Genomic DNA, 19,323 nt, shown 5'->3' on the forward strand with positions numbered 1-19,323 from the left:
CTATCAGCACCGCGCCCAGACTGTGCTGGCGACCCACCCACGGAGCCCCGCCATGCAGCCCCCCACAGCCAACCCAGCGACCACCGAACAGGCGAGCGGCTCGAAATGGGCATTGGCCAGCCTTGCCCTGGCCACCCTGCTCGCCTCCCTGGGCACCAGCATCGCCAACGTCGGCCTGCCGACCCTGGCCGAAGCCTTCGGCGCCCCCTTCCAGAACGTGCAGTGGGTGGTGCTGGCCTACCTGCTGGCCATCACCACACTGAGCGTGGGTGCGGGCCGCCTCGGCGACCTGCTGGGGCGCCGTCGCCTGCTGCTGGCGGGCCTGCTGCTGTTCAGTGGCGCCTCCACCCTGTGCGGCCTGGCGCCGTCCCTCGGCTGGCTGATCGGCGCCCGCGCGCTGCAGGGCCTGGGTGCGGCGATGATGATGACCCTGGCGATGGCCCTGATCGGCGAGACGGTGCCACGTGAGAAGACCGGCAGCGCCATGGGCCTGCTCGGCACCCTGTCGGCCATCGGCACCGCGCTGGGCCCCTCCCTCGGCGGGTTGCTGCTGGCCGGGCCCGGCTGGCGGGCGCTGTTCCTGGTCGGCCTGCCCCTGGGCCTGCTGGCCTTCGCCCTCGCCCACCGCCACCTGCCGCGCGACCGGGTGAACGACGGCGACACCCGCTTCGACATCCCCGGCACCCTGCTGCTGGCCCTGACCCTGGCCGCCTATGCCCTGGGGCTGACCCTGGGCCACGGCCACTTCGGCTCGCTCAACGGCGCCCTGCTGCTGGCGGCGGGCCTGGGCCTGACGCTGTTCATCCGCGTGGAAAGGCGCGTCGCCTCACCGCTGCTGCGCCTGGCAATGTTCCGCGACCCGCAGCTGCGCGCCGGGCTGGCCATGGGGGCGCTGGTCACCAGCGTGCTGATGGCAACCCTGGTGGTGGGCCCCTTCTACCTCTCCGGCGCGCTGCATCTGGCGCCGGCCCAGGTGGGGCTGGCGATGTCCTGCGGGCCGCTGGTGTCGGCGCTGATGGGCGTGCCCGCCGGGCGCCTGGTGGACCGCCTCGGCGCCGCGCCCATGGTGCGCATCGGCCTGCTCGGCATGGCGCTGGCCACCCTGGCCCTGCCGCTGCTGCCGACGCACCTGGGCGTGCTCGGCTATATCGTGCCGCTGGCCGGGCTGACGGCGGGCTATGCGCTGTTCCAGGCAGCCAACAACACCCGGGTGATGGCGGAGGTGCCGGCACAGCGGCGCGGCCTGGTGTCCGGCCTGCTCAACCTGTCGCGCAACCTGGGGCTGGTCACCGGTGCCTCGGCCCTGGGCGCGGTGTTCGCCCTGGGCGCGGCGAGCGACGACATCACCCGCGCGGCGCCCGAGGCCATCGCTGCCGGCATGCGCGGCACCTTCCTCGTCGCCCTGGGGCTGCTGCTCATCGCCCTGCTGATCGCCTTCGCCGACCGCCCGCGTCGCGCGCCTTGATCAGCCCACCTGCTGGCTGCGCTGCACCAGCGCGACAATGGTGGCGAAGAGTTCTTCCTCGGCCTGGGCGGGGGTGATTTCCTCGGCGGCGGCGGCGTGGGACAGCGCCTCCGCCGCGCCGAGCATGGCCCGCAACCCAGGGGCGCCGAGGCCGCCCTGCCCGGTGAAGGGGCTCAGCACTGCGCGGCATTTGGCGAGGAAGATCGCCTCGTATTCACGCTTGATGCGCTCCAGCTCCGGCGAGCCGGCCAGGGCCGCGGTGACCCCGGGTATCTCCCGCCCCTGCTGCAGCACGCAGGCGACGTAGGACGAGGCGATGACCCGGGCGATGCCCTCGAGCGTTGGCTCGGCAGTGTCCAGCGCGGCATCCATGACCGCCGTCTGCCGCGCGTCGAAATCCTGGTAGAGCACCGCCAGCAAGCCCTGGCGGGTGCCGAAGTGGTCGTACACCACCGGCTTGGTCACACCCGCCAGCTCGGCCAGGCGGCCCAGGGTCAGCGCATCGCTGCCCTCCTCCCGCACCAGGCGCCAGGCCGCTTCCAGCAGTTGTTTCTGCCGTTCCTCGCGGGACAACCGACGGCGCGGCTGCGCGGCGGAATCCTGTTGCTTCTCATCGCTTGACATGGGAAACCTACCAAAAGTAACTTACCAATCGTAACTTACTGAAAGTATATAAGCGCTTTCAGCTCTCCCGCAATCGAGCCACAGGAGCCACCGACATGCACGCCCTTATCGTTGTCGCCCATCACGATCCCGAGTCGCTCACCCATGCCATCGCCGCCGAAGTCGCCCGTGGCGTGGCCGAGTCCGCGCCGGGCAACGGCAGTGAAACCGCCGACCTGTTCCAGGAAGGCTTCGACCCCCGCTTCAACCCCGCCGACCACGCCGTGCACCGCCACCAGGCCACGCCGCCGGCGGATGTGCTCGCCGAACAGGCACGCATCGACGGTGCCGATGCCCTGGTGCTGGTCTACCCGGTGTACTGGTGGTCGATGCCGGGCCTGCTCAAGGGCTGGATCGACCGGGTGTTCAGCAACGGCTGGGCCTTCGACTTCGTCCTCGACCAGCGCTTCGAGAAGAAGCTCGGCCACCTCAAGGTGCACCTGATCGGGGTCGGCGGTGCCGATGCCGGCACCTATGAACGCCACGGCTACCTGGAGGCGATGAAGGCGCAGATCGACCACGGCATCTTCGATTACTGCGGGGCCCAGGTGCTCAGCTCCGAGCTGCTGCTGGAATCGGAAAGCCGCGACCCGGCCGACTACCTGCGGGCAGCCCGCAGCCTCGGCCAATCGCTGTTCGCCCAGGCACCCGCAGCGCGCCCCGTGGAGGCATGAGCCCCACAGCCAAAGGCGGCCCCACTCGTAGGGGCGACTGTAGGGGCGACTTCAGTCGCCAAGCAGTCCGCAGGACTGCCCCAACTCCGCGTTTCCATCCGGCACCGCTGGTGGATGAAAAGAGCGTCATCCACCCTACACACCGGTTGGCACCGTGACCGGATTGGGCAACGTGCCGTAGGTTGGCGCCGAGCGCAGCGAGGCCCAACACAACCCTGTCCGGCCTCACGGCGGGCTCTCCCTGTGGGAGCGGCTTCAGCCGCGAAAGACTCGCCGCCGGCACCTGGCTACGCGCTGTCGGATGCTCCATCGCGAATGAATTCCACGAGATGGGCAGCGAGGTGGAGGCCCGGATTGGGCCAGCCGACCGGGGCAACTGGCCCGGGCGGGGGAGTTTCCGTAGAATCCGCCGCCCCTTCCCTTGTCCCGCCCTCCCCCGGTAATCCATGAAACCAGCCCGCATTCGCGCCGACGTCCTGGCCGGCCTGACGACTTCTTTCGCCCTGGTGCCCGAGTGCATCGCCTTTGCCCTGGTGGCGCAGCTCAATCCGCTGATGGGTCTGTATGGCGCGATCATCATCTGCACCCTGACGGCGCTGTTCGGCGGGCGGCCGGGCATGGTGTCCGGTGCAGCCGGGTCGATGGCGGTGGTGATCGTGGCGCTGGTGGTTCAGCACGGCGTGCAGTACCTGCTGGCCACGGTGCTGCTGGGCGGGGTGATCATGATGGCCTTCGGGTTGCTGCGCCTGGGCAAGCTGGTGCGCATGGTGCCGCACCCGGTGATGCTGGGCTTCGTCAACGGCCTGGCGATCATCATCGCCCTGGCCCAGTTGGAGCACTTCAAGGCCGGCGAAGCCTGGCTGTCGGGCATGCCGCTGGCGACCATGCTCGGCCTGGTGGCGCTGACCATGGCCATCGTCTACCTGCTGCCGCGCCTGACCCGCGCCATCCCGCCGGCCCTGGCGGCCATCCTTGGCGTCGGCCTGCTGGTGTACTTCGTCGGCCTGCCCACCCGTACCCTGGGCGACATGGCGCATATCGCCGGCGGCCTGCCGACCTTTGCGCTGCCCGAGGTACCGTGGAGCCTGGAGACGCTACGCATCATCGCCCCCTATGCGCTGCTGATGGCGATGGTCGGGCTGCTGGAAACCCTGCTGACCCTGAACCTCACCGACGAGATCACCGAGAGCCGGGGCTACCCGGACCGCGAATGCGTGGCCCTGGGCGCGGCCAACATGGCCTCGGGCCTGTTCGGCGGCATGGGCGGCTGCGCGATGATCGGCCAGACCGTGATCAACCTCAGCTCCGGCGGCCGTGGCCGCCTCTCCGGCGTGGTGGCCGGGGGCATGATTCTGCTCTTCGTGCTGTTCCTCTCGCCGCTGATCGAGCGCATCCCCCTGGCCGCGCTGGTGGGGGTGATGTTCGTGGTGTCGCAGCAGACCTTCGCCTGGGCCTCGCTGCGGGTCCTGCACAAGGTGCCGGTCAACGACATGCTGGTGATCATCGCGGTGACCGTGATCACCGTGTTCACCGACCTGGCCACCGCGGTGATGCTGGGCATCGTCATCGCCGCCATCAACTTCGCATGGCAGCACGCCCGCGAGCTCTACGCCGACAGCCACCTGGAAGCCGACGGCAGCAAGCTGTACCAGGTGCACGGCACGCTGTTCTTCGCCTCCACCACGCCCTTCCTCGCCCAGTTCGACCCGGCGGGCGACCCGGCCCAGGTGACCCTGGACTGCCGCCATTTGAGCTTCGTCGACTACTCGGCCCTCACCGCGCTGATGACCCTGCGCGAGCGCTACACCAAGGCTGGCAAGCACCTGCGCGTGGTGCACCTGTCCGAGCGTTGCAAGCAGTTGCTCAAGCGGGCGGGTGTGCAGCACTGAGTGGCAGGTTTCTTCCTGGGATAGAGGTGCAAGCATCGACACCGCTTGGTGGATGGGAAGAGCACCATCCACCCTACAGGTGCCGCAGATGGGACCGCGCTGCGTGGGTGGTTCTTGCGTAGGGTGGATGATGCCTTTTTCATCCACCAGCGGAGCCACTGCACCCATGAAAATGCCCGGCCACCGCTGATGCGATGGCCGGGCATTTTGCTTTTCCCGAGCCCTTGCGGCTCAGGCCCCTGCGTCGATCAACCCGCCTCGGACAGCGAGGCCATGTCGATCACGAAGCGGTAGCGCACATCGGATTTCTCCATGCGCTCGAAGGCCTCGTTGATCTGGTCCATGCGGATCATTTCGCAGTCCGGGAGGATGTTCTTGCGGGCGCAGAAGTCCAGCATCTCCTGGGTCTCGGCGATGCCGCCGATGGGCGAGCCGGCGAGGCGACGGCGGCCGAGGACGAAGGGGATGGTCAGCTGTTCGTCGATGGGGCCGATCTGCCCGACTATCACCAGGGTGCCGTCGATATCCAGCAGCGACATGTAGGGCGAGACGTCGTGGCGCGAGGGCACGGTGTCGATGATCAGGTCGAAGCTGGACTGCGCGGCGGTCATCGCCTTCTTGTCGGAGGACACCAGCAGGCGGTCGGCGCCCAGGGCCTTGGCGTCATCGGCCTTGTCAGCGCTGCGGCTGAGCACGGTGACTTCGGCACCCAGGCCGACGGCGAGCTTGACCGCCATGTGGCCGAGGCCGCCGAGGCCGATCACGCCTACGCGGCTGCCGGGGCCGACGTTCCAGGTGCGCAGCGGCGAGTAGCTGGTGATGCCGGCACAGAGCAGCGGCGCCGCCTTGGCCAGGTCGAGGCCTTCCGGCACGCGCAGGACGAACTCCTCGCGCACCACCAGGTGCTTGGAGTAGCCGCCCAGGGTGACTTCCTTGGTGATGCGGTCACGGCTGTTGTAGGTCTGGGTGTTGCGCTCGCGGCACAGCTGCTCCTCGCCCTTGCGGCACTGGTCGCACTGCATGCAGGAGTCGACCATGCAGCCCACAGCCACGTTGTCGCCGACCTTGTGGCGCGTCACCGCCGAGCCCACTTCGATCACCCGGCCGATGATCTCGTGGCCGGGCACGATGGGATACAGGCTGAAGCCCCAGTCGTTGCGGGCCTGGTGCAGGTCGGAGTGGCAAACGCCGCAGTAGAGGATTTCCATCGCCACGTCGTTGGGGCGCAGTTCGCGGCGCTCGAACTTGAAGGGCGCGAGCGGTGCAGCGGCGGTTTGCGCGGCATAACCGATTGTGAACATGAGCAGTACTCCAGGGGTTGAGGATCAGCCGACGCGTCGGCCTTCGATGGGATAGGCGGGCCCGGAATCCGGCCAGGAGCGAAGATTAAGCGTCGACGGGGTCTGTCCGGTAGCCGACTACTCCGGCGTGATTGCCCATTCCTGCCAATCGTCGAACGCCTTGAAAGGTGCATTCCAGAGCTCTCGACGCATTGCCTGATACTGCAACGAGGCGCTTGGCCATTCGCCGTATCGATGATGGGGCATTAGCCCGGCGAGGCCTCTGCCAGGCTCTGATACGAGGTTTGTGGAGCGCCGGACCGGCTCTCCGGGGAGTCGACCCACCCTGCCCGCCAGGCGGCGAAAAACCTGGCCATGCGGTTAGCTTGTGCGGCGCCATGACGCATAGGGCGGAAGTGAATGAGCAATCAACTGCCCAGACTTATATATGTAAGATGCATTGCACGCGTTTCGCTCGAACCGATATTTGACCAATTGCCCGATACTCCAACAGTGCAACTTGGCGAGTGCAGCAATCCTCTTCTCGCGCCTATAAATCGCGGCCAAAAAAAAGCCGCTTCAAGAGAAGCGGCAAATAAACCAAAGGATGATGAAATGGAGCAAGGCGCCACTCCGACAACGAACTGGAGCAGCGCCCTGAGGTATTCATCGCCGCCAGAATACGCGCCACACCCAATCGCAAACTATTAATTTCATTGATATTAATCATCAACCCCATCAGTTACGGATTACTTGCGCGCGCGTGTTAACTGTTACCCGCCACTTATTCTGCGGACCTTATAAGCAACAATTAGTTCGCGCTGTCACGGTTGGGAATCTACAGTTTCCCGGTCGATCGGCAATTGAATAAGCGGTCTCTTCCTGCCGACTCCAAGCCATCAAAAAAACCAATATCTGGGAGCATCCATGCATAACCGAAACTATATAGCCGCCGCCTGCACGCTGTTGGCCCTGAGCATCGCCCAGGCCCACGCCAGCGAGCAGTCCGACGCCAAGGGCTTCGTCGAAGACGCCAGCCTCAAGGTCCTGCTGCGCAACGCCTATTTCAACCGTGACTACAAGGACAAGACCAACGACGCCAAGGTCTGGGGCCAGGGCTTCATCGGTACCTTCGAGTCCGGTTTCACCCAGGGCACCATCGGTTTCGGCGTGGACGCGTACGGCCTGCTCGGCATCAAGCTGGACAGCGGCCGGGGCCGTAACTACAGCGCCTTCTTCGACACCGACAGCGACGGCCACCCGGTGGATGACCTCTCCGAAGCCGGCGGCGCGGTGAAGCTGCGCTTCTCCAACACCGTGCTCAAGTACGGCAACCAGTTCCCCTCCCTGCCCGTGCTCGCCTATGACGACAGCCGCCTGCTGCCGCAAGCTTTCACCGGCACCCTGGTGACCAGCAAGGAAATCGAAGGCCTGGAACTGAACGTCGGCCGCTTCACCGCCGACAGCCCCATGGGCGACCCGGCACGCGACCCCAATCGCCTGAAGAGCATCGATGTGATCGGCGGCAGCTACGTCGTCAACGATGCGCTGTCCGTGGCCCTGTACCACTCCGATGTCGAAGACACCTTCAAGAAGTACTACGGCAATGTGAACTACACGATTCCGTTCAACGCGGAACAGGCCCTGAACTTCGACTTCAACATCTACCGCACCGACTACGACGACAACTCCGATGCCGCGCTGGACTTCGGCGGTGACGGCAACAACGACAAGAACACCCTGTGGAGCCTGGCCGCCAAATACAGCGTCGGCGCCCACGCGTTCATCATCGCCCACCAGCGCAACACCGGTGACGCCGGCTATGCGTACGACTACGGCGACGGCGGCAGCACCATATACGTAGCCAACTCCTACTACTCCGACTTCAACCTGAAGAACGAGCGCTCCTGGCAGGCGAGCTACGAGCTGGACTTCGCCACCTACGGCGTACCCGGCCTGAGCTACAAGGTCGCCTACGTGCGCGGCAGCAACATCGAGGCCGGCGGCGAGAGCGACGGCACCGAGCGCGAGCTGTTCAACCAGTTCAAGTACGTGGTGCAGGACGGCCCGGCCAAGGACCTGTCCCTCAAGCTGCGCAACTCGATCTACCGCGCCGACAACAACGTGGGCCCGGACCTGAACGAAATCCGCGCCTTCGTCGAGTACCCGATCAGCATCCTCTGATCACCCGCATGTGCGCCGGGCAATCCGGCGCGCTCGCCCTCGTCGCCCTGGCGGCGCCGAGGGCAGCAATGTCCGGCCTCGCTCAGGCGTTCCCCGTAGGAGCGGCTTCAGCCGCGAAAGACTCGCCGCCGGCACAAGGCTGCGGGTGGCCGGTTATTCCATCGCGAATGAATTCGCTCCTACAGATTCCCGCAAGCGCTTCGCAAGCAGTGCTCGCTCCTACGGGATCGTGCCCCGGTACCCGTAGGTTGGCGCCGAGCGCAGCGAGGCCCAACACAGCGCTGCTTCACCCGGGCATTGCCTAACCCGCTCAGCAGAGCGTCATCGCCGCCAGGCAGGCACGGTTGCGGCCTTCCTGCTTGGCCTGGTAGAGCAGCTGGTCGCAGCGCGCCAGCAGGTCCTGGGCCTGGACCAGGCCCTCGCCGCTGGAGAGCGAGGCGCCCAGGCTGATGGTGTGATGGCGCAAGCCATCGGGGCGGTGCAGGTGCTCCATGTCCAGGCCCGCCACCTGCACCCGCAGGCGCTCGGTGATGTGCTCCAGCTCGGCCTGGCAGCTCACCTGCAACAGCACGACGAATTCCTCGCCGCCATAGCGGAAGACTTTCGCCTGGCCGTCGCGCAGGGTGTGCACCAGGCTGTCCACCACCTCGCGCAAGCAGCGGTCGCCGGCCAGGTGGCCGTAGTGGTCGTTGTAGGGCTTGAAGTAGTCGATGTCCGCCAGCAGCAGCGCGAAGGGCCGGCCGTGCAGGCTCATCTGGTACCAGTACTCCTCCAGCACGCGGTCGAAGGCGCGGCGGTTGCCCACGCCGGTGAGCGCATCGGTGCTGGCCAGTTCGTGCAGGCGGCTGTTCAGCGTGGCCAGTTCGGCGCGCTGGCGGCGGCCCTCCTGGTCGGCGAGGAAGGCCTGACGCACGCCACGGATATTGGTCCAGCTGATGAACAGGCTGAAGACCAGCACCGGCAGGTAGACCAGGGTGAAGATCAGCAGCGCCTTGGTATCGCCGGGATGGAGCAGCGCGACGTTGTAGAGGATCACCCCGGAGATGACCAGCGAGCAGGCCAGGATGCCCCGGAACGAGTAGCGCACCCCCAGGTTGCCCAGCACGATGAACACCACCGAGGCATAGAGGAAGGTGGCCACATCGGGCGAGTCGCTGCGCTTGAGCAGCTCGAACCAGGCGACGGTGGAGACGATGTCATGCAGCGGCATGAGCATGTCCATCAGCAGCACGCTGCGGCTGTAGCGGAACACCAGGAAGATATTCAGCAGCCCGAGCAGGCTGAGCAGGCCACGGGTGACCAGCGACTCCATGGCCATGTCTGGGATCAGCACCGCGTCGGCCAGCACGTAGGAGTCGTAGGCGATCATCGCGATGAAGTTGATCGCCAGCAGGAAGCCCCGGTGGTGCTCCAGCACATAGGCGCGGAACGCCGGCTGCAACAGGTCGGGAATGCGCCCTCGGCGGTGCCGGGCCGGTACTGTCGGGGACTCGGGAAGGGTCATGGGCGCTTAGCCTGGGCTGCCGCCGGGGCGGCGGTCATAGCAGTTGGCCAGTCTAAGCAGGCGCGCGGGCCGCGTCTACTGGGACGAGAATCATTCCGCCCTCACCGCGCGCCCTGCCCCATGGCTCACTCGGCCAGGGAAAGCACCACACCCACTTGCGGCTCCAGCTGCCCTTGCAAGGCCGCCAGGTAACGCTCGCGCACCACCTCGGCGCCGTGGCCGTACTCGAAGATCAGCCACGAGCGAGCGAAGCCGCTGAAGGCCTGCCAGCGCTCGGCGAGCGTGCGGGCGAAGGCCTCCGATCCCCACAGCTGGTGCAGGCGCTTGCCCTCGTTGGGGGCGAAGAAGAACACCGGTTTCGGCCCGGGCAGGCCATTCGGCAGTGCCTGGCGCTGGTCCCAGTGGGAGGCACCAACCTGGCAGCTGTAGCGCAGCGCCGCCTGCAGGTGGCCGTGCAGGCGAGCGAGCAACTGGCTGTTGCCCGCCAGGTCGATGACCATCGACGGCACATCACCGGCCAGGGATTCCACCTCGCCGTATTCCAGCACCCGGTCATAGCAACCCAGCCCGGCGGCGAAGGCGCGGTTGGTCGTCGAGGACAGGCCGATCACCTCGTAGTCCTGGCCACGCTCGGCACGGTGCCGGCTGAGCAGGTAGGCCAGGCTGATGGCGGTCTTCGACGACGCACTGGTGATGATCACCTGGCGAGCGCCGAAGGCCTGGTTGCCGGCGACGAATTCGTCGAGCAGGAAGGCCGTGGTGAACAGCGGCCGCAGGAGCATCTGCGGGGCCTCGCTGTCGTCGCTGTAGAGCGGGTCGGTGGCGCAGTTCAGGTAGTGGTTGTAGATGGCCGGCAGGCCCTGGCGATGGGCGATGGTGTCGGTGAAGCCCTGGGCATCGACGCGCCCCGGCTCCATCACCACATGGCTGGCCATGGGGTAGTAGCCGTAGAAGCGCTCACCCTCGGCGACACCCTCGCAGTGCGACTGCAGCACCACGGCGAAGCCCCAGACCGGGATCAACCCCTGGCCCTCCACCGTGGGGAAGAAGCGCCAGTAACCCATGGCATCGCCCAGCGCCGCATAACTGATGTTGTTGGCGGTGAAGGCGAAGCGCTCGACGCCCAGCAGCACCTGCCCCTCATCCAGCTCGACGGCCAGCTCGCGGCGGTGGGACTGGCAATCGTCCAGCTGCGTGCGGTTGATCCGCAGTTCCTGATAGGTGCTCATGGGGCGGTTCCTTGTGGGGTGGGCGGCCAGCGGAAAGCCAGTCTAGAAAGGCGCCGGAAGCGCGTCCAGATGCCGCCATGGATCAATCAGCCGCTGAATGACGTGCACACGGTACAGGTGCATGGGCCACCCCTCGAAAAGGCTCTGGCGTGAGGCTGCCACGGCGATTTAGCATGGCGCCCTCATCTGCAGGAGCACACCACGTGAAGCTTTGCGCCGCGCAACTGTCGTCGATCACGGGCGACATCGAAGGCAATATCGGCAAGCACTGCGCGTTCATCCGGCGGGCGGTGGAACAGGGCGCCGCCTTGATCCTGTTTCCCGAGCTCTCGCTGACCAACTATGCGCCGTCCCTGGCCCAGGGCCTGGCCACCACGCCCGACGACCCACGCCTCGACGCCCTGCAGCACCTCGCTGACGTGCACGGCATCATCATCTGCGCCGGCCTACCGGTGACCGGCGCGCCGCTGCCGCGCATCGGCATGGTCATCTTCCAGGCCCACCAGCCACGCGGCCTCTACTGCAAGCAGCGCCTGCACGCCGACGAGCTGCCCTGGTTCAGCCCGGGCGAAGGCCAGGCGCTGATCCGCCTCGGCGAACACAGCCTGGCGCCGGCCATCTGCTACGAATCCATGCTCCCCGAGCACGCCGACGAGGCCGTCGCGGCAGGTGCCGACTTCTATTTGGTCAGCGTCGCCAAATCGGCCAACGGCATCGCCGCCGGGCAACAGCACTACCCCGCCATGGCCCGCCGCCATGCCATGCCGCTGCTGATGAGCAACAGCATCGGCCCGGTGGAAGACTTCCTCACCACCGGCCAATCCGCCGCCTGGAACCGCCAGGGCGACTGCCTCGGCACCCTCCCCGACGGGCAGGAAGGCCTGGTGCTGCTGGACCTGGAAAGCGAGCGCGTCGAGCTGATTCCCGGCCCCTGACGCCCCCGCTGCGGGGCGTGCAACAACCCTCTTTCACGCAAAGGAATTCCCATGTTCATCAGGACGCTGATGCTTCTCGCCGCCGTTTCACTTTCGCTGCTGCAAACCGCCGTGGCCGAGGAGGACGCGCAGATCGTCGAACGCATCGACGCCCAGGTCCGCGCCAACGCGCAATGGACCCAGGAGGCCGAACAATGCCCGGCCGACCTGATGCCCGCTCGCCGAGCACTGGAAGTCAACGCCTATGACTGCAATACCGTCGACCAGCTGGATGGCTGCCTCACGCTCTGCACCGCCGGGGACGCCTACTCCTGCCTGCGCACGGCCGTGACCCTGCAGCAACTCGGCGGCGACCCCGCCGGCTTCGAACCCCTGTACCAGCGCGCCTGCAAGCTGGGCGCCGCCTCCGGCTGCACCAACCACGCCGCCGGGCTATACCGCGCCGACATGCAGAACGAGCGCGTGCAAGCCTGCGCCGCCCGCAGCTTCACCCGCGCCTGCGACCAGGACGACCCCTGGGCCTGCACCATGCTCGGCATGTACCTGGCTCGCGGTATCGGCGTGAAAAAGGACCTACCAAAAGCCCTGGAGGTGCTGGAGAAATCCTGCAAGCACGGCGAGGAAGACCCCGCCTGCAGCAACGCCCTCCAGCTCGGCGCGAGCATCAGGAAGACGCTGGATGAGGCCAAGCCAGCCGATTGACGACGCGTTCCGCCATGCCTGGCCCCACAGCATGGGTTTCGCTTCGCTCTACGCCATCCTACGAAAGTCCGTGCGCACCACGTCGTGATGCGTTGGGCGAAGAAAGCTGGAGCAGCCGCCAACGCCCCTCCAGGAGGCCGAACGCAGTCGTTGCGTAGGGGGACGAACGGCATGGATGCCGTGAGAGGCGCGACTGGCCATGGATGGCCCTTCGCGCCGGCCCCCGGAGCGGCGATGGAGTGAGGGAACCTCGGCGAAGCCGGGGCCGGATGATGGGGCAAGCCCTTTTGGTTCCTTTTGAGGCGATTGTCAAAAGGGACTCGCCCGGGTGGGCGAAACCAGAAGCATCAGCAGAACTCGGCAATCAACCGAGTTCGAATCTCCCAGCCACACTTAACGCAGACCGCGTCTGCCTTCCGCCTTACTCGCTGGGCAGGTGCCGGCCGTGCTTGGCACCCAGCTTGTCGACGTAGTCCACGTCCTCGTCACACAGCATGTAGCCCGCCATGTAGGCGTCCCGGTCGATGTCCGCGCCTTCGCCGGCGGCGTAGCGGGCCTCGTCATAGGCGGGCAGCTGGTAGTGGGCGAGGAATTCGGTGATCAGCGCCTCGCGCTTGGCATCGCCAACGTCATAGCCGCCGTCGTAGAACAGCCGATCGATGCAGGACACCGCGCCCCGGTAGCGCGACTGGGCCGCGTCGAGGGTGGTCGCTTGCACAGCGACGGGCAGCAGCAGGGAGCCGATCAGCAGCAGGGAACGGAGCGCCATGGGAAATCCTTCTCGTTGGGGTGGGTGGCGGAGTGCCAGCGGCGCCACGTTAGCAAGCGCCGCCCGCCGCTGCCGTGAAGCCGGTCCCCTTCTGCTCAGCGCCCACCCCGCAGGGCATCGGCGAACTTCCAGCAGGCGAACAGCGCCAGCACCAGGCCCGTCACGGCGAGCACCGCACCGGCATTGCCCACCTGCTGCAGGGCGATGTGCTGGCTGACCAGGCTGCCCAGCAGCGCGCCACCGCCGATGCCGACGTTGTACAGCCCGGAGAACAGCGCCATGGCCACGTCCGTGGCGTCGGACGCCAGGCGCAGCACGCTGGATTGCTGAGCCAGGCCGAAGCACATGATCGCCATGCCCCAGAGCATGCTCATGCCCAGCAGCCAGCCATGGTGCTGGGCCAGCGGCAGGAGCAGCAGCAGGCTTGCCGCCAGGGTGCTGACCGCCACCAGCAGCAGCCCCCGGGGGAAGCGGTCGCTGTAGCGACTGAAAAGCACCGAGCCGAAGATGCCGGCGCCGCCGGAGAGCAACAGCAACAGGGTGGTCATCTGCCCGCTCATGCCGGCCACGTCCCGGGAGAAGGGCTCGACGTAGCTGTAGGCGGTGAACTGCGCGGTGATCACCAGCACGGTGAGCACGTAGAGCGCCACCAGCGGCGGGCGCTTGAGCAGCATCGGCAGGCTGCGCAGGGAGCCGGAGTTCTGGCTCGGCAACAGCGGCAGGGTGCGCGCCAGGCACAGCGCCGTGAGCACCGCCAGCCCGGCGATGGCGAGGAAGGTGGTGCGCCAGCCCAGGGCCTCGCCCACCACGCGACCGAGGGGAATGCCCAGGACCATCGCCATGATGGTGCCGGTGGCCAGCAGCCCCAGGGCCTTGGCCTGCTTGCCCGGCGGCGCCACGCGCACCGCCAGCGACGCGGTGATGGACCAGAACACCGCATGGGCGAAAGCGATGCCGATGCGGCTGAGCATCAGCACGCCGAAGCTCCAGGCCACACTGGACAGCAGGTGGCTGACGATGAACAGCAGGAAGACGCACACCAGCAGCGTGCGCCGCTCGATATTGCGCGTGAGCAGCATCAGCGGCAGCGAGGCCAGGGTCACCACCCAGGCGTAGAGGGTCAGCATCAGGCCGACCTGGGCGGTGGGCATCTCGAAGCTGCGGCCGATGTCGCTGAGCAGGCCCACCGGGACGAATTCGGTGGTGTTGAAGATGAAGGCGGCCAGGGCCAGGGCGATCACGCTCAGCCAGCTGCCGGCGCGGGGTTCGGGGGTTGGGTCGAGGGTGGGGCGTTCAGGGCTCAAGGGCTGTTCCGGGGCTAAGGCTGGGGTCGGGACAGGGTCGATGCGCCTCCACCGCGCATGCCAGGGGCCACCCGGGGAGCAAGGCACGGGGCGGACGGCTGCGGCAGGGTTTGTTCTTGGAATGGGAGGGGGTACGGCCTGGAAGCGGCGATTCTACGCCCCCATCGCCCCTCGCACCACGGCGAATGACCGGTGGGTCGCCGGAGTGGGCCGGCGAGTGGTGGGAGCGGTTTCAACCGCGGGCCCGGCACGGCATATTTCGCGAATGAATTCGCTCCCACGACGAGGTGGCCTGTGACATTGAGCGGGGGCAGACCTGCGGTCTGCTGGGCGAATGAATTCGCCCCTACAGGTACGGCGCCCCCGTAGGTCGGGTGCAACCCGACGGCGTTGATTGTGCCCATTCCTCATGGAGCAGATCGCACAAAATGCTTGTCAGAGCCCAAGGGTTCCCGCTATCTACGTGAACCCACCTGATTGCGGTGCGCCGATCGACAGTGCCTGAAGCACACCCCCGGCGCGTCACACGACTGCCGGTGCCACGCCAAAATCCGCGCCCGGCGCTCATCACCCCGATGCGGGGGGCCGAGCGGCCCGCCCGACATCGCTTTTCATGGAATAGAGAATGCCCCCGAGACACGTGGTCAACGCCGAAGTAAGCCCCAAAGGCAGCCTGGAAACCCTCTCCCAACGCGAAGTGCAGCAACTGAGCGAAGCCGGTTCCGGCAGCATCTACACGCTGTTCCGCCAGTGCGCCCTGGCCATCCTCAACACCGGCGCGCAGATCGATAACGCCAAGACCATCCTCGACGCCTACAAGGACTTCGAGGTGCGCATTCACCAGCAGGACCGCGGCGTGCGCCTGGAACTGCTCAACGCCCCGGCCGATGCCTTCGTCGACGGCGAGATGATCGCCAGCACCCGCGAGATGCTGTTCAGCGCCCTGCGCGACATCGTCTACGCCGCCAGCGAGCTGGACAGCCTGCGCATCGACCTGGAGAGCTCCCAGGGCATCACCGACTACGTGTTCCACCTGCTGCGCAACGCCCGCACCCTGCGCCCGGGCGTGGAGCCGAAGATCGTCGTGTGCTGGGGCGGCCACTCCATCAGCACCGAGGAATACAAGTACACCAAGCGCGTCGGCCACGAGCTGGGCCTGCGCAGCCTGGACGTGTGCACCGGCTGCGGCCCGGGCGTGATGAAGGGGCCGATGAAGGGCGCCACCATCAGCCACGCCAAGCAGCGCATCGTCGGCGGCCGCTACCTGGGCCTGACCGAGCCGGGCATCATCGCCGCCGAAGCACCCAACCCCATCGTCAACGAGCTGGTGATCCTGCCGGACATCGAGAAACGCCTGGAGGCCTTCGTCCGTGTCGGCCACGGCATCATCATCTTCCCCGGTGGCGTGGGCACGGCGGAGGAGTTCCTCTACCTGCTGGGCATCCTCATGCACCCGGACAACCTCGAGCTGCCCTTCCCCGTCATCCTCACCGGCCCGCGCAGCGCCGAGCCCTACCTGCAGCAACTGCACGCCTTCGTCGGCGCCACCCTGGGCGAGGAGGCGCAGAAGCGCTACCAGATCATCATCAACGACCCGGCCGAAGTGGCCCGGCAGATGGCCCAGGGCCTGAAGGAGGTGAAGCGCTTCCGCCGCGAGCGCAACGACGCCTTCCACTTCAACTGGCTGCTGAAGATCGACGAAGGCTTCCAGCGCCCCTTCGACCCCACCCACGCCAACATGGCCAGCCTGCAGCTCAGCCGCTCGCTGCCGCCCCACGAGCTGGCCGCCAACTTGCGCCGCGCCTTCTCCGGCATCGTCGCCGGCAACGTCAAGGACAAGGGCATACGCCTGATCGAGGAACACGGCCCCTACGAGATCCACGGCGACGCGCAAGTGATGCAGCCGCTGGACCGCCTGCTCCAGGCCTTCGTCGAGCAACACCGCATGAAGCTCCCCGGCGGCGCGGCCTACGTGCCCTGCTACCGCGTGGTGGAAAGCGGCCACTGAGCCGCCAGCGGAGCCAGGCAGGGGTGCAGGGACGGCCCCTGCATCCCGCATTCCCTGCCTTCCCGGGCTGAAGTCCGGGCTACGCCTTACACGCCCTGGATGAACACCAGGGCCTTGAGCCCGCCTTCCGGGTCCACGTCCTCGAATTCCGGCGGGTTGGCCAGGCGCTCGCGGAAGGCCAGCCCCGGCGCTTCCTCGGCCATGGTGCGGACGATGAAATCCGCCCCCGTGGCCGGGTCGTTGACGCAGGCCAGCACCTGGCCGCCCTCGGCCAGCAGCTCCGGCAGGCGGCGGAGGATCTTGCGGTAGTCGCGGTCCAGCTCGAAGCTGCCCTTCTGGAACGACGGCGGGTCGATGATCACCAGGTCATAGGGCCCGCATTTCTTCACCTTGCCCCAGGACTTGAACAGCTCGTGGCCGAGGAACATCACCTGGGTCAGGTCGTGGCCGTTCAGCCGGTGGTTGTCGCGGCCCCGGCTCAGCGCGGCGCGGGCCATGTCCAGGTTGACCACCGCCGCGGCGCCGCCAGCGATGGCGGCCACGGAAAAGCCGCAGGTGTAGGCGAACAGGTTGAGCACGCGCTTGCCGGCGGCCTGCTCGCGCACCCAGCGGCGGCCGTAGCGCATGTCGAGGAACAGGCCGATGTTCTGGTTGCGCATCAGGTCCAGGCGGTAGGCCAGGCCATCCTCGTGCATGGTCCACTGCGCCACCGCCTCGCCCCACAGCAGCTCGGTCTCGCTGCCCGGCAGGTAGCGCCGCTGCAGCAGCAGGCTGCGCACCGGTGCCGCACGCCAGGCGTCGCTGGCCGCCAGTTCGGCGAGCATCGCCTTCAGCGCGGCCAGGGCCTCGTCCTCCGGTTCGCGGAACAGCGCCACCTGCACCACGCCCTCCAGCCAATCCACCACCAGGTGCTCCAGCCCCGGCCAGCGCCGGCCACGGCCGTGGAACAGGCGGCGGGTCTCGGTGGGCAGGTCGCCCAGGGCGGCAGTCAGCTGGAGGCGGAGGGTGTCGAGGGCGGCGGGGGTCATGAAGGGAGTCCTGGTTCAGAGGCGCGGCATTCTAACCGCAGCGCTGCTAGGCTGCCTGTGTCCCGACTCTTCGGAGGTTTTCCCGCGACCATGGTCACAACCATGACGTCCCTGCGTAATCGTCGAGCCCGACAGCCATGAACAGGCCGCCCCCCATGGAGAACCCCCAGGGCCATATCCAGGCACGCCGCCTGGCGTTCGGCTTCACCGCGCTGGTGATCGTGGCGATCCTGGCCATGGAGAGCTGGCAGGTATGGAAGGCCCACCAGCAAGAGTTCCGCCGCGCCGAGGTCAACGCCACCAACGTCGCCAGCGCTGCCGCCCAGCATGCCCGCGACGCGGTACGCCAGGCCGACGCGCTGCTGGTGGGGCTGATCGAACGGGTGGAATGGGACGGCATCGACAAGCTCCAGGTGGAGCGCATGCGCGGCCTGATGAAGCGCCAGCAGCGCTACCTGCCCCAGTTGCACGGCCTGTTCATCTACGACAAGGACGGCAACTGGCTGGTGACCGACAAGGACCACGTCCCCCCCGGCGCCAACAACGCCGACCGTGAGTACTTCATCCATCACCGCGAACACGCCGACAACGACCTGTATATCGGCAAGGTGATCAGCAGCCGTTCCACCGGCGACCTGGTCATCCCGGTGTCACGGCGCATCGACAACCCTGACGGCAGCTTCGCCGGCGTCGCCCTGGCCACGCTCAAGGTGGATTACTTCGTGCGCTTCTACGACAGCTTCGACGTCGGCGACTCGGGCATCATCATCCTCGCCCTGCAGGACGGCACCCTATTGGTGCGCCGCCCCTTCCTCCCCGAATCCATCGGCGCCAGCCTGGCCAAGGGCCTGGTGTTCAGCGAGCTGCTGCGCGAGGCACCGGCGGGCACGGCGATCTTCCATGGCCAGGTGGACGGCGTGGAGCGGCTGTTCAGCTACCGCCAGTTGGCGGACTACCCGCTGGTTGTGGAAACCGGTATTGCCACCCGCTCCATCACCGCGCCCTGGCTGGACCAGGTGGCGCGCTCGGCCATGGTGGTGGTGGCGATGATCGTCGGCCTGGTGCTGTTCGCCCAGGCGCTGATACGCCGCATCGAATCCGGCGCCCTGGCCGAAGAGGAGCTGCGCCTGGCCCACGACGCCCTCGAACAACTGGCCATGGTCGATGGCCTCACCGGCCTGGCCAACCGACGCCGCCTCGACGCCGTATTGCCCATCGAAGCCAACCGCGCACGACGCCAGGGCGCGCCGCTGGGCATCGTCATGCTCGATATCGACCACTTCAAGCGCTACAACGACCGCTACGGCCACCCCGCCGGTGACCAGTGCATCAGAGCCGTCGCCCAGGTGGTGGGCAGCTTCGCCCGCCGTGCCGGCGACCTGGCTGCCCGCTATGGCGGCGAAGAGATGACCCTGCTGCTGCCCAACACCAGCGAGGCGGAAACCCGCGCTGTCGCTGAACAGGTGCGCCTCGCCGTGCGCGAGCTGGGCATCCGCCACGAAGGCAGCGACCTGGGGCTGGTCACCCTCAGTGCCGGCATCTACGCCTACATCCCCGTTCCCAACGACAACACCCCGGACAGCCACCTGCTGCGCGCCGCCGACGAAGCGCTCTATAGCGCCAAGGCCGCCGGGCGTGATCGGGTGCATCCGCCGCTGGCCGAGCCCACCGGCGAAGCGCTGGGGTGAC

Annotated in this window: 16 protein-coding genes; 9 read left to right on the top strand and 7 right to left on the bottom strand. The window is 67.2% G+C overall.

Annotated elements, in window-relative coordinates; genetic code table 11:
- Positions 1-52 precede the first annotated feature (52 nt).
- Positions 53-1,465 carry an MFS transporter gene (locus PI990_RS18950; protein ID WP_271658108.1) on the top strand — a complete coding sequence of 471 codons (1,413 nt, stop codon included), beginning with the start codon at positions 53-55 and terminating at the stop codon, positions 1,463-1,465.
- On the opposite strand, the gene PI990_RS18955 is transcribed toward PI990_RS18950, so the two are convergent.
- The gene (locus PI990_RS18955; protein WP_271658109.1) at positions 1,466-2,089 is read right to left on the bottom strand and encodes a TetR/AcrR family transcriptional regulator; all 624 of its coding nucleotides are present in this window, start codon (positions 2,087-2,089) and stop codon (positions 1,466-1,468) included.
- Positions 2,090-2,184: 95 nt separating this feature from the next.
- On the opposite strand from PI990_RS18955, the gene PI990_RS18960 reads away from it, so the two are divergent.
- Both PI990_RS18960 and PI990_RS18965 read left to right on the top strand, forming a co-directional pair.
- Positions 2,185-2,802, top strand: a complete 618-nt coding sequence (locus tag PI990_RS18960; RefSeq protein ID WP_271658110.1) for an NAD(P)H-dependent oxidoreductase — start codon at positions 2,185-2,187, stop codon at positions 2,800-2,802.
- A gap of 446 nt (positions 2,803-3,248) precedes the next feature.
- Complete coding sequence (locus PI990_RS18965; RefSeq protein ID WP_184491663.1) at positions 3,249-4,691, top strand: SulP family inorganic anion transporter; 1,443 nt, start codon at positions 3,249-3,251, stop codon at positions 4,689-4,691.
- Between the two features lie 248 nt (positions 4,692-4,939).
- Here the strand turns inward: PI990_RS18965 and PI990_RS18970 are convergent, their stop codons facing one another.
- Positions 4,940-5,992, bottom strand: coding sequence for an NAD(P)-dependent alcohol dehydrogenase (locus PI990_RS18970; protein WP_021220015.1), 1,053 nt, complete (start codon positions 5,990-5,992; stop codon positions 4,940-4,942).
- Between the two features lie 399 nt (positions 5,993-6,391).
- Here PI990_RS18970 and PI990_RS18975 point away from each other — a divergent pair, with 399 nt between their 5' ends.
- Together PI990_RS18975 and PI990_RS18980 are read left to right on the top strand one after the other, a co-directional pair.
- Positions 6,392-6,682: a hypothetical protein gene (locus PI990_RS18975; RefSeq protein ID WP_271658111.1), complete on the top strand. Its 291-nt coding sequence runs from the start codon at positions 6,392-6,394 to the stop codon at positions 6,680-6,682.
- Positions 6,683-6,898: 216 nt separating this feature from the next.
- Entirely contained in the window at positions 6,899-8,155 is a 1,257-nt protein-coding gene (locus tag PI990_RS18980) for an OprD family porin (protein WP_184491667.1), read from the top strand.
- A gap of 310 nt (positions 8,156-8,465) precedes the next feature.
- On the opposite strand, the gene PI990_RS18985 is transcribed toward PI990_RS18980, so the two are convergent.
- Together PI990_RS18985 and PI990_RS18990 are read right to left on the bottom strand one after the other, a co-directional pair.
- On the bottom strand, positions 8,466-9,659 hold the full coding sequence (locus PI990_RS18985) for a GGDEF domain-containing protein (RefSeq protein ID WP_184491670.1): 1,194 nt from the start codon (positions 9,657-9,659) through the stop codon (positions 8,466-8,468).
- Positions 9,660-9,784: 125 nt separating this feature from the next.
- The gene (locus PI990_RS18990; protein ID WP_184491673.1) at positions 9,785-10,888 is read right to left on the bottom strand and encodes a DUF2855 family protein; all 1,104 of its coding nucleotides are present in this window, start codon (positions 10,886-10,888) and stop codon (positions 9,785-9,787) included.
- Positions 10,889-11,091: 203 nt separating this feature from the next.
- Between PI990_RS18990 and PI990_RS18995 the strand changes: the two genes are divergently transcribed.
- Positions 11,092-11,823: a carbon-nitrogen hydrolase family protein gene (locus tag PI990_RS18995; protein ID WP_271658112.1), complete on the top strand. Its 732-nt coding sequence runs from the start codon at positions 11,092-11,094 to the stop codon at positions 11,821-11,823.
- Between the two features lie 51 nt (positions 11,824-11,874).
- The gene (locus PI990_RS19000; protein WP_271658113.1) at positions 11,875-12,525 is read left to right on the top strand and encodes a tetratricopeptide repeat protein; all 651 of its coding nucleotides are present in this window, start codon (positions 11,875-11,877) and stop codon (positions 12,523-12,525) included.
- Positions 12,526-12,946: 421 nt separating this feature from the next.
- On the opposite strand, the gene PI990_RS19005 is transcribed toward PI990_RS19000, so the two are convergent.
- Together PI990_RS19005 and PI990_RS19010 are read right to left on the bottom strand one after the other, a co-directional pair.
- Positions 12,947-13,294 carry a hypothetical protein gene (locus PI990_RS19005; protein ID WP_271658114.1) on the bottom strand — a complete coding sequence of 116 codons (348 nt, stop codon included), beginning with the start codon at positions 13,292-13,294 and terminating at the stop codon, positions 12,947-12,949.
- A 95-nt stretch (positions 13,295-13,389) separates the two neighbouring features.
- A complete protein-coding gene (locus tag PI990_RS19010) occupies positions 13,390-14,598 on the bottom strand; it encodes a sugar transporter (RefSeq protein ID WP_271658115.1) in 1,209 nt (402 codons plus the stop codon).
- A 625-nt stretch (positions 14,599-15,223) separates the two neighbouring features.
- On the opposite strand from PI990_RS19010, the gene ppnN reads away from it, so the two are divergent.
- The gene (gene ppnN, locus PI990_RS19015) at positions 15,224-16,606 is read left to right on the top strand and encodes a nucleotide 5'-monophosphate nucleosidase PpnN (protein ID WP_021220007.1); all 1,383 of its coding nucleotides are present in this window, start codon (positions 15,224-15,226) and stop codon (positions 16,604-16,606) included.
- 86 nt (positions 16,607-16,692) lie between these two features.
- Here ppnN and PI990_RS19020 read toward each other — a convergent pair whose 3' ends face one another.
- Complete coding sequence (locus PI990_RS19020) at positions 16,693-17,634, bottom strand: class I SAM-dependent methyltransferase (protein WP_271658116.1); 942 nt, start codon at positions 17,632-17,634, stop codon at positions 16,693-16,695.
- 137 nt (positions 17,635-17,771) lie between these two features.
- On the opposite strand from PI990_RS19020, the gene PI990_RS19025 reads away from it, so the two are divergent.
- Positions 17,772-19,322, top strand: a complete 1,551-nt coding sequence (locus PI990_RS19025) for a sensor domain-containing diguanylate cyclase (protein ID WP_271658117.1) — start codon at positions 17,772-17,774, stop codon at positions 19,320-19,322.
- Position 19,323 lies beyond the last annotated feature (1 nt).

This window comes from Pseudomonas sp. TUM22785, from assembly GCF_028198105.1.
In the GTDB taxonomy this organism is placed as follows: domain Bacteria; phylum Pseudomonadota; class Gammaproteobacteria; order Pseudomonadales; family Pseudomonadaceae; genus Metapseudomonas; species Metapseudomonas solani.